The following is a 6,894-nucleotide window of genomic DNA, read 5'->3' as shown; positions in this document are numbered from 1 at the left end:
GGTCGCGGCGGCCGCGGTGGACGCGAGGGCGGTCGCGGTCGCGACCGCGCCGAGAAGTCCCCGCACATCGAGCGCGTCGTCACCATCAACCGCGTCGCCAAGGTCGTCAAGGGCGGCCGGCGCTTCGCCTTCACCGCCCTCGTGGTGGTCGGCGACGGCGCGGGCAACGTCGGTGTCGGCTACGGCAAGGCCAAGGAAGTCCCGGCGGCGATCGCCAAGGGTGTCGAGGAAGCCAAGAAGAACTTCTTCACGGTTCCCCGCATCGGCGGCACCATCCCGCACGAGACGTTCGGTGAGGACGCGGCCGGCAAGGTGCTCCTGAAGCCCGCCTCCGCGGGTACCGGCGTCATCGCGGGCGGCCCCGTGCGCGCCGTGCTCGAATGCGCCGGCGTCCACGACGTCCTGTCGAAGTCCCTGGGCTCCTCGAACGCCATCAACATCGTCCACGCGACGGTCAAGGCGCTCAAGCAGCTCGAAGCCCCGGAGGCCGTCGCGGCCCGCCGCGGCATGCCGCTGGAGGACATCGCTCCCCAGGGCCTGCTGCGCGCCCGCGCCGAAGCCGCCCAGGCTGCGCAGGCTTAGGGGATCTGACATGGCACGTTTGAAGATCACCCAGCACAAGTCGGTCATCGGCGAGAAGCCGAAGGCCCGCGCGACCATCGAGACGCTCGGCCTTCGCAAGATCGGCCAGACCGTCTACAAGGAGGACCTCCCGCAGTACCGCGGCATGGTCCACCGCGTCCGTCACCTGGTCGACGTCGAGGAGGTCGAGTAGTCATGGCTATCCGCATTCATGACCTTCAGCCCGCCCCCGGCGCCAAGAAGGCCAAGACCCGCGTCGGTCGCGGTGAGGGCTCCAAGGGCAAGACCGCCGGCCGCGGCACCAAGGGCACCAAGGCCCGCAAGACCGTGCCGGCCGCGTTCGAGGGCGGCCAGCTGCCGCTCCAGAAGCGCCTGCCGAAGCTCAAGGGCTTCAAGCCGCACAACAAGCTCGTCTACCAAGTGGTCAACCTCGACCGCCTCGTGGAACTCTTCCCCGAGGGCGGCGAAGTCGGCCCGGAGCAGCTGATCGAGGTGGGCGTCCTCAACAAGAAGGAGCTCATCAAGGTCCTCGGCTCGGGCGAGCTCGAAGGCGTCAAGTTCGACCTGAAGGCCCACGCCTTCTCGGCCTCCGCCACCGTCAAGGTCTCCGCCGCCGGCGGCTCGACCACCGTGGTGGACAAGAAGACCGGTGAGGCGCTCGCCGAATAGGCGGACCCGCAGGACGAACGTACAACTGATCTGCGCAAACGGGCCGGAGGGAACTCCGGCCCGTTTCGTCATGCTGAGTGCCGAATACTCTGCGTCCGAATGCGCCTGCTAGGCTCCCTTGGCGAGGACCACCGTCTTCCTCGGGCGCGTGACCCTCTCGCTACGAACTTCACACGCCCACTGGTAACGAAAGGTGTTGCACCGCAACACCGTGGGCCCCGCCAGGGGGTCTTGTTCAGGAGGAACCGCATTGCTCTCCGCCTTCATCAGCGCGTTTCGGACCCCGGATCTGCGCAAGAAGATCCTGTTCACCCTGATGATCATCGGTCTGTATCGTCTGGGTGCGCAGATGCCGAGTCCCGGCATCGACTATGCCGCGGTGCAGTCCTGCCTGAACATCCAGCCGGCCGATGAAGCGGGCGTGTTCGGCCTCCTGAACCTGTTCACCGGTGGAGCGCTCCTCCAGCTCTCGGTCTTCGCGCTCGGCGTCATGCCGTACATCACCGCGTCGATCATCATGCAGCTGTTGACGGTCGTGATCCCCAGGCTGGAGCAGCTCCGCAAGGAGGGCCAGCCCGGCCAGGTCAAGATCACCCAGTACACCCGGTACCTGACGCTCGGCCTCGCCCTGCTCCAGGCCTCCGGCTACATCGCGCTGGCCCGGTCGGGGATCCTGTTCCAGACCGAGTGCCCGAGCCCGATCCTGCCCGACCTGTCGGCCACCGACGCGAACATCCCCTACTGGATGTCCGTCGTGACGGTCGTGGCGGTCATGGTCGCCGGCTCCGCGATGATCATGTGGTTCGGCGAGCAGATCACCGAGCGCGGCGTCGGCAACGGCATGAGCCTCTTGATCTTCGCGTCGATCGCCGCTCAGATGCCCGGCCAGTTCTGGTCCCTCCAGGAGTCCGAGGGATGGTTCATGTTCGCCGTCATCGTCGGCCTCTGCATCGCGATCATGGTCGCGGTCATCTTCATCGAGCAGTCGCAGCGCCGCATCCCGGTGCAGTACGCCAAGAAGATGGTCGGCCGCCGCATGTACGGCGGGACGTCGACGTACATCCCGCTCAAGGTCAACCAGGCCGGCGTCGTCCCCGTCATCTTCGGGTCCTCGCTCCTGTACATCCCGACGCTGTTCCGTCAGCTCAACCAGAGCAGCGACGCGTCGTGGGTCCAGTTCATCGACCGGTACCTGCTCAACCAGGGCTCGTGGGTCTACATCACGCTGTACGCGTTCCTGATCATCTTCTTCACGTACTTCTACGTGTCGATCACCTTCAAGGTCGACGACGTCGCCGAGAACATGAAGAAGGCCGGCGGGTTCATCCCGGGCGTCCGTCCCGGCAACCCGACCGCGACCTACTTGCAGCGAGTCCTGTCACGCCTGACCTTCCCGGGCTCGCTTTACCTCGCCGCGATCGCTATCCTTCCCAATCTGGCCATCATCGCGTTCGGTAACCAGCAGCTGTTCGCTCAGTTCGCGTTCGGCGGCACCTCGGTGCTGATCATGGTGGGCGTCGGCCTGGAGTCGGTCAAGCAGATCGAGTCCCAGCTGATGCAGCGCCACTACGAGGGCTTCCTGCGCTGACGCAGAATTGAACTCGGTGCCACAGCGCGGCCGCCCAGGCCGCGCTATCGGCACGTTCGGCGAACGTTCGCCGAGGATCGGCACCGCACGACACGGGAGGAATTTCCTTTGCGACTGGTACTCGTAGGCCCGCCCGGGGCCGGCAAGGGCACCCAGGCTGAGATCATCGCCGCACGGCTCGGCGTCCCCAAGATCTCCACCGGCGACATCTTCCGCGCCAACGTCGACGGCGGCACCCCGCTCGGCCTCAAGGCCAAGGAGTACATGGAGGCCGGCGAGCTCGTCCCCGACGAGGTCACCAACGAGATGGTGGCCGACCGCCTCGCGCAGGACGACGCGAAGGACGGCTTCCTGCTCGACGGCTACCCCCGCAACACCGAGCAGGCCAAGGTCCTCGACGGCATCCTCACCGAAGCCGGCGTCATCCTCGACGTGGCCGTCGAACTCGTCGCCAGTGACGAAGAGGTCGTGCGCCGCCTGTCGGGCCGCCGCGTCTCCAAGTCCACCGGCAAGGTCTACCACCTCGAATTCGACCCGCCGGCCGACCCCGACTCCGACGACCTGTACCAGCGCAGCGACGACAAGCCGGAGACCGTGAAGCACCGCCTTGAGGTCTACGCCGAGCAGACCGCGCCGCTCGTGGGCTACTACGAGCAGCAGGGCAAGCTCGTCGAGATCGACGCGATCGGCGAGGTCGCCGAGGTGACCGAGCGCGCGCTGGCCGCCATCGGCGCCCCGGAGTAGCCGCGGTGTTCCGCCGTCGCGACCGCATCCAGTACAAGACCCCCGAGCAGATCCGCAAGATGCGGGCCGCCGGGCTCGTGGTGGCCGAGGTCCACCGGGCCATGCGCGAGTCCGCCGGACCGGGCGTCTCGACGGCGGAACTCGACCGGATCGCCGAGGACGTCATCCGCTCCTGCGGCGCCGTTCCCTCCTTCAAGGGCTACGACATCGGCTTCGGCCCCTACCCCGCCTCGATCTGCTCCTCGGTGAACGAGCAGGTCGTCCACGCCATCCCCGCGAAGGACGCGGTCCTCAAGGCCGGGGACCTCCTGTCGGTCGACGTCGGCGCGATCGTCGACGGCTGGCACGGCGACGCGGCGATCACCATCGAGATCGGCGAGGTCGCCCCCGAGCTGACCGCTCTGCGGGAGGCCTGCGAGGCGTCCATGTGGGCCGGTATCCGGGCCGCCGCGACCTCCAAGCGCCTCGGCGGGATCTCGCACGCGATCGAGCACTCCGTGGAGCACTCGGGGGACTACGGGATCGTGACCGGCTTCGGCGGGCACGGCATCGGCACCGAGATGCACCAGGACCCCCACATCCTCAACTACGGCCGCCCGGGCGAGGGCCCCAAGCTCCGCCCCGGCATGGCCCTGGCGATCGAACCGATGATCACCCTCGGCTCGCCCGACACGGCCGAGCTCGAAGACGGCTGGACCATCGTCACCGACGACGGTTCGGCCGCGGCCCACACCGAGCACACCATCGCCCTCTGCGAGGACGGCGTGTGGGTGCTGACGGCCCCCGACGGCGGCGTCGAACAATTGGGCGAACTGGCTGCGAGCGCGGCTCGCGCTGAATAGGACTCCGATGCCATAATGGCGTCGTGACCGAAGACCACGGCAAGCTGCGCATCTCGAACGCCGACCGGGACGAGGCGATCGCCCAGCTCCAGGCGGCGCTCGACGAGGGCCGCATCGACCTCGGCGAGTTCGACGAGCGCTCGGTGGCCGCGTACAACGCCAAGACCAACGCCGAGCTCGACCTCATCTTCGAGGACCTGCCCGGCGGCCGCCCGAAGGTCGGCGAGGTCGTCCCCGCCGAGGACGCGCCCGCCCCGGCCGCCCCGCCCGCGCGCCGCGGCAACCTGATCCGCCGCATCCCCGCCCTCCAGGGCCTCATCACCGTCGGGCTCATCACCACCGGTGTCTGGTTCGCGACCTGGGTCGGCTCGGGCGAGCCCACGTACTTCTGGCCGATCTGGCCCATCCTCGGCCTGGGCATCGCCACCGTCCTCCAGGTCGTCAACATGGGCGGCGGGGACGACGATGACGAGGACGACGACGGAGAGCGCCGCCGCCGCGACCGGAGCCACCGCCACGGCCACGACGGCGGCCACCACGGCCGCTCCTCCCACTGACACCAGCCCCCTGCGAACACCCATCCCCAAGGAGCCCGAATGTCCTCCCTCGAACGGTTCGGCGACCGCACGATGCGCATCGGCAACCCCGAGCGCGGCGCCCTGACCGAGATCCTGCGTGCGGCCGTCGACCAGGGGTACATCGACCTCGACGAGTACGAGAAGCGCGTGGACGTCCTCCTCGCGGCCCAGACCGTCGGCGACGCCGAGGTCGTCCTCGCCGATCTCCCGACCTACCAGCGCATCCTGGACGCCGAGGAGCCCGAGAAGCTCGGCACGCCCGACTGGATCAAGTGGATGTGGTTCGGCTTCTCGATCCCGATCGGCATCAACCTGGGCGTGTGGGCGGTCGTCGAGTTCTTCACCGACGGCCCCATCTACTTCTGGCCGATCTGGATCATGGTCCCGCTCCTGGTCGTCGGCGTCGCCCTGACGGGCGCCGAGCGCGGCATCATGCGCCCGGCGACGGAGCGCAGGCGCAGGGAACACCTGCGCAACAAGCGGAACCGGCGGTGAGCGAGCAGGCGAAAGGCCCTATGGCGATGCCATAGGGCCTTTTCTGATGGGGTGATCGACGGGACTTGAACCCGCGACCTCCTGGACCACAACCAAGCGTTCTACCAGCTGAACTACGACCACCATCGGGCTTCAACAAGGAAGCCGGGGACAATAATAGCCATTGGGCCCCGAGTGGTGTCAACGGGGTTGGGTGTTCGGGGTCTCACCGGGTGCGTCGGCCAGGGCCGCGGCCGCCGCCTTGGCCTCGTCGCTCGACGGACCGGGCAGGGCCACGAACACGGTGCGCCGGTAGTACTCCAGCTCCTTCACGCTCTCCTTGATGTCGGCGAGCGCGCGGTGGGCCAGGCCCTTGGGCGGCTGGTTGTAGTACACGCGCGGGTACCAGCGCCGGGTGAGCTCCTTGATGGAGGACACGTCGATCATGCGGTAGTGCAGGTGCTCGTCCAGGCGCGGCATGTACTTCGTGATGAACGTGCGGTCCGTGGCGATCGAGTTGCCGCACAAGGGGGCCGTGCGAGCCTCGGGCACGTGCTGCTTGATGTACTGGAGGACCGCGTCCTCGGCTTCGGCGAGCGAGACCCGGGAGGCCCGCACCTCTTCGGTGAGACCGGACTTCGCGTGCATGTCGGCCACGAACGCGCCCATGTCGTCGAGCGTCGCGCTCTCGCAGGCGATGACGATGTCGATGCCGTCGTCCAGAGGGGTCAGGTCCGGTTCGGTGACGAGCACGGCGATTTCGATGAGGGCTTCGGTGTCCGGGTCGAGGCCGGTCATTTCGCAGTCGACCCACACAAGGCGTTCTTCTGTCACCCGGCCAACTCTACGCGCAGCCGGTCACGGGCGTGATCTTCGTGTCACGGGCCCGGAAGTCCCCCCGCGGAGGGCCCGGGAGGCGCAGACTGAGGAGAACGAGGGGTGCTCGGAATCCGACAACAACAGCTGGGAATGGTGTTGCTTGTCACCGCTACCGTCCGCTATGGTGCGGGTATCAGAGCGTCGCCGCCTTCCCGGCCTGAATCCTAGTGATTCGGGCCGCAAAGAGATGATCTCTCAACTTTTTCAAGGTAAGGCGCGTGTACCCCTAGAGATTGAAGGTTTGCGATGAAGCAGGCCGGAGACGATACCGTGACCAGGACTCGGGTCGCCCCACCGAAACCACGGTGAGGTGATCCCCGTCTCAGAGGCATCATGAGCGATCCGCTCCCCCGTCCCAGTGACAGGAGCCGTGAACCGAGCATAGCCCGAGAGACCGGTTTGCGGGATTGTGCGAACACCCGAAAGGGCACCCGTTCGCATCGATTCCGTAACCGTGGCGCATCGAACACCGGGGCACGGAATTCCACGCAACGAAGCGGTCGTTGTAACTGGTACACCGTTCACGCGGTGTCGGGGG

Annotated in this window: 9 protein-coding genes and 1 tRNA gene; 8 read left to right on the top strand and 2 right to left on the bottom strand. The window is 67.4% G+C overall.

Features of this window, described 5'->3' with window-relative positions; genetic code table 11:
* From rpsE to DI269_RS21355, 8 genes are all read left to right on the top strand, one after another.
* Window positions 1-582: 30S ribosomal protein S5 (gene rpsE / locus DI269_RS21390; RefSeq protein WP_112139613.1), on the top strand; the 582-nt coding region annotated here is incomplete at its 5' end.
* 10 nt (window positions 583-592) lie between these two features.
* On the top strand, window positions 593-775 hold the full coding sequence (rpmD, locus tag DI269_RS21385; protein WP_091053631.1) for a 50S ribosomal protein L30: 183 nt from the start codon (window positions 593-595) through the stop codon (window positions 773-775).
* Between the two features lie 2 nt (window positions 776-777).
* Complete coding sequence (gene rplO / locus DI269_RS21380) at window positions 778-1,251, top strand: 50S ribosomal protein L15 (protein ID WP_112139610.1); 474 nt, start codon at window positions 778-780, stop codon at window positions 1,249-1,251.
* 250 nt (window positions 1,252-1,501) lie between these two features.
* The gene (gene secY / locus DI269_RS21375; protein ID WP_112139608.1) at window positions 1,502-2,839 is read left to right on the top strand and encodes a preprotein translocase subunit SecY; all 1,338 of its coding nucleotides are present in this window, start codon (window positions 1,502-1,504) and stop codon (window positions 2,837-2,839) included.
* 108 nt (window positions 2,840-2,947) lie between these two features.
* Entirely contained in the window at window positions 2,948-3,583 is a 636-nt protein-coding gene (locus tag DI269_RS21370) for an adenylate kinase (protein ID WP_112139605.1), read from the top strand.
* A gap of 5 nt (window positions 3,584-3,588) precedes the next feature.
* Entirely contained in the window at window positions 3,589-4,425 is an 837-nt protein-coding gene (map, locus tag DI269_RS21365) for a type I methionyl aminopeptidase (protein ID WP_112139603.1), read from the top strand.
* A gap of 23 nt (window positions 4,426-4,448) precedes the next feature.
* Window positions 4,449-4,982, top strand: coding sequence for a DUF1707 SHOCT-like domain-containing protein (locus DI269_RS21360; protein ID WP_157975137.1), 534 nt, complete (start codon window positions 4,449-4,451; stop codon window positions 4,980-4,982).
* 39 nt (window positions 4,983-5,021) lie between these two features.
* The gene (locus tag DI269_RS21355; protein ID WP_112139598.1) at window positions 5,022-5,498 is read left to right on the top strand and encodes a DUF1707 SHOCT-like domain-containing protein; all 477 of its coding nucleotides are present in this window, start codon (window positions 5,022-5,024) and stop codon (window positions 5,496-5,498) included.
* A gap of 47 nt (window positions 5,499-5,545) precedes the next feature.
* Here DI269_RS21355 and DI269_RS21350 read toward each other — a convergent pair.
* Both DI269_RS21350 and orn read right to left on the bottom strand, forming a co-directional pair.
* Window positions 5,546-5,621: transfer RNA gene (locus tag DI269_RS21350), tRNA-His, on the bottom strand.
* A gap of 57 nt (window positions 5,622-5,678) precedes the next feature.
* Window positions 5,679-6,275, bottom strand: a complete 597-nt coding sequence (gene orn / locus DI269_RS21345; RefSeq protein WP_112139596.1) for an oligoribonuclease — start codon at window positions 6,273-6,275, stop codon at window positions 5,679-5,681.
* Window positions 6,276-6,894: the final 619 nt, after the last annotated feature.

The sequence above is a fragment of the Glycomyces dulcitolivorans genome, from assembly GCF_003265355.1.
Lineage (GTDB): Bacteria > Actinomycetota > Actinomycetes > Mycobacteriales > Micromonosporaceae > Glycomyces > Glycomyces dulcitolivorans.
The sequence above is the reverse complement of the archived record's forward strand: the minus strand, read 5'-3'. Positions and strand labels throughout refer to the sequence as shown.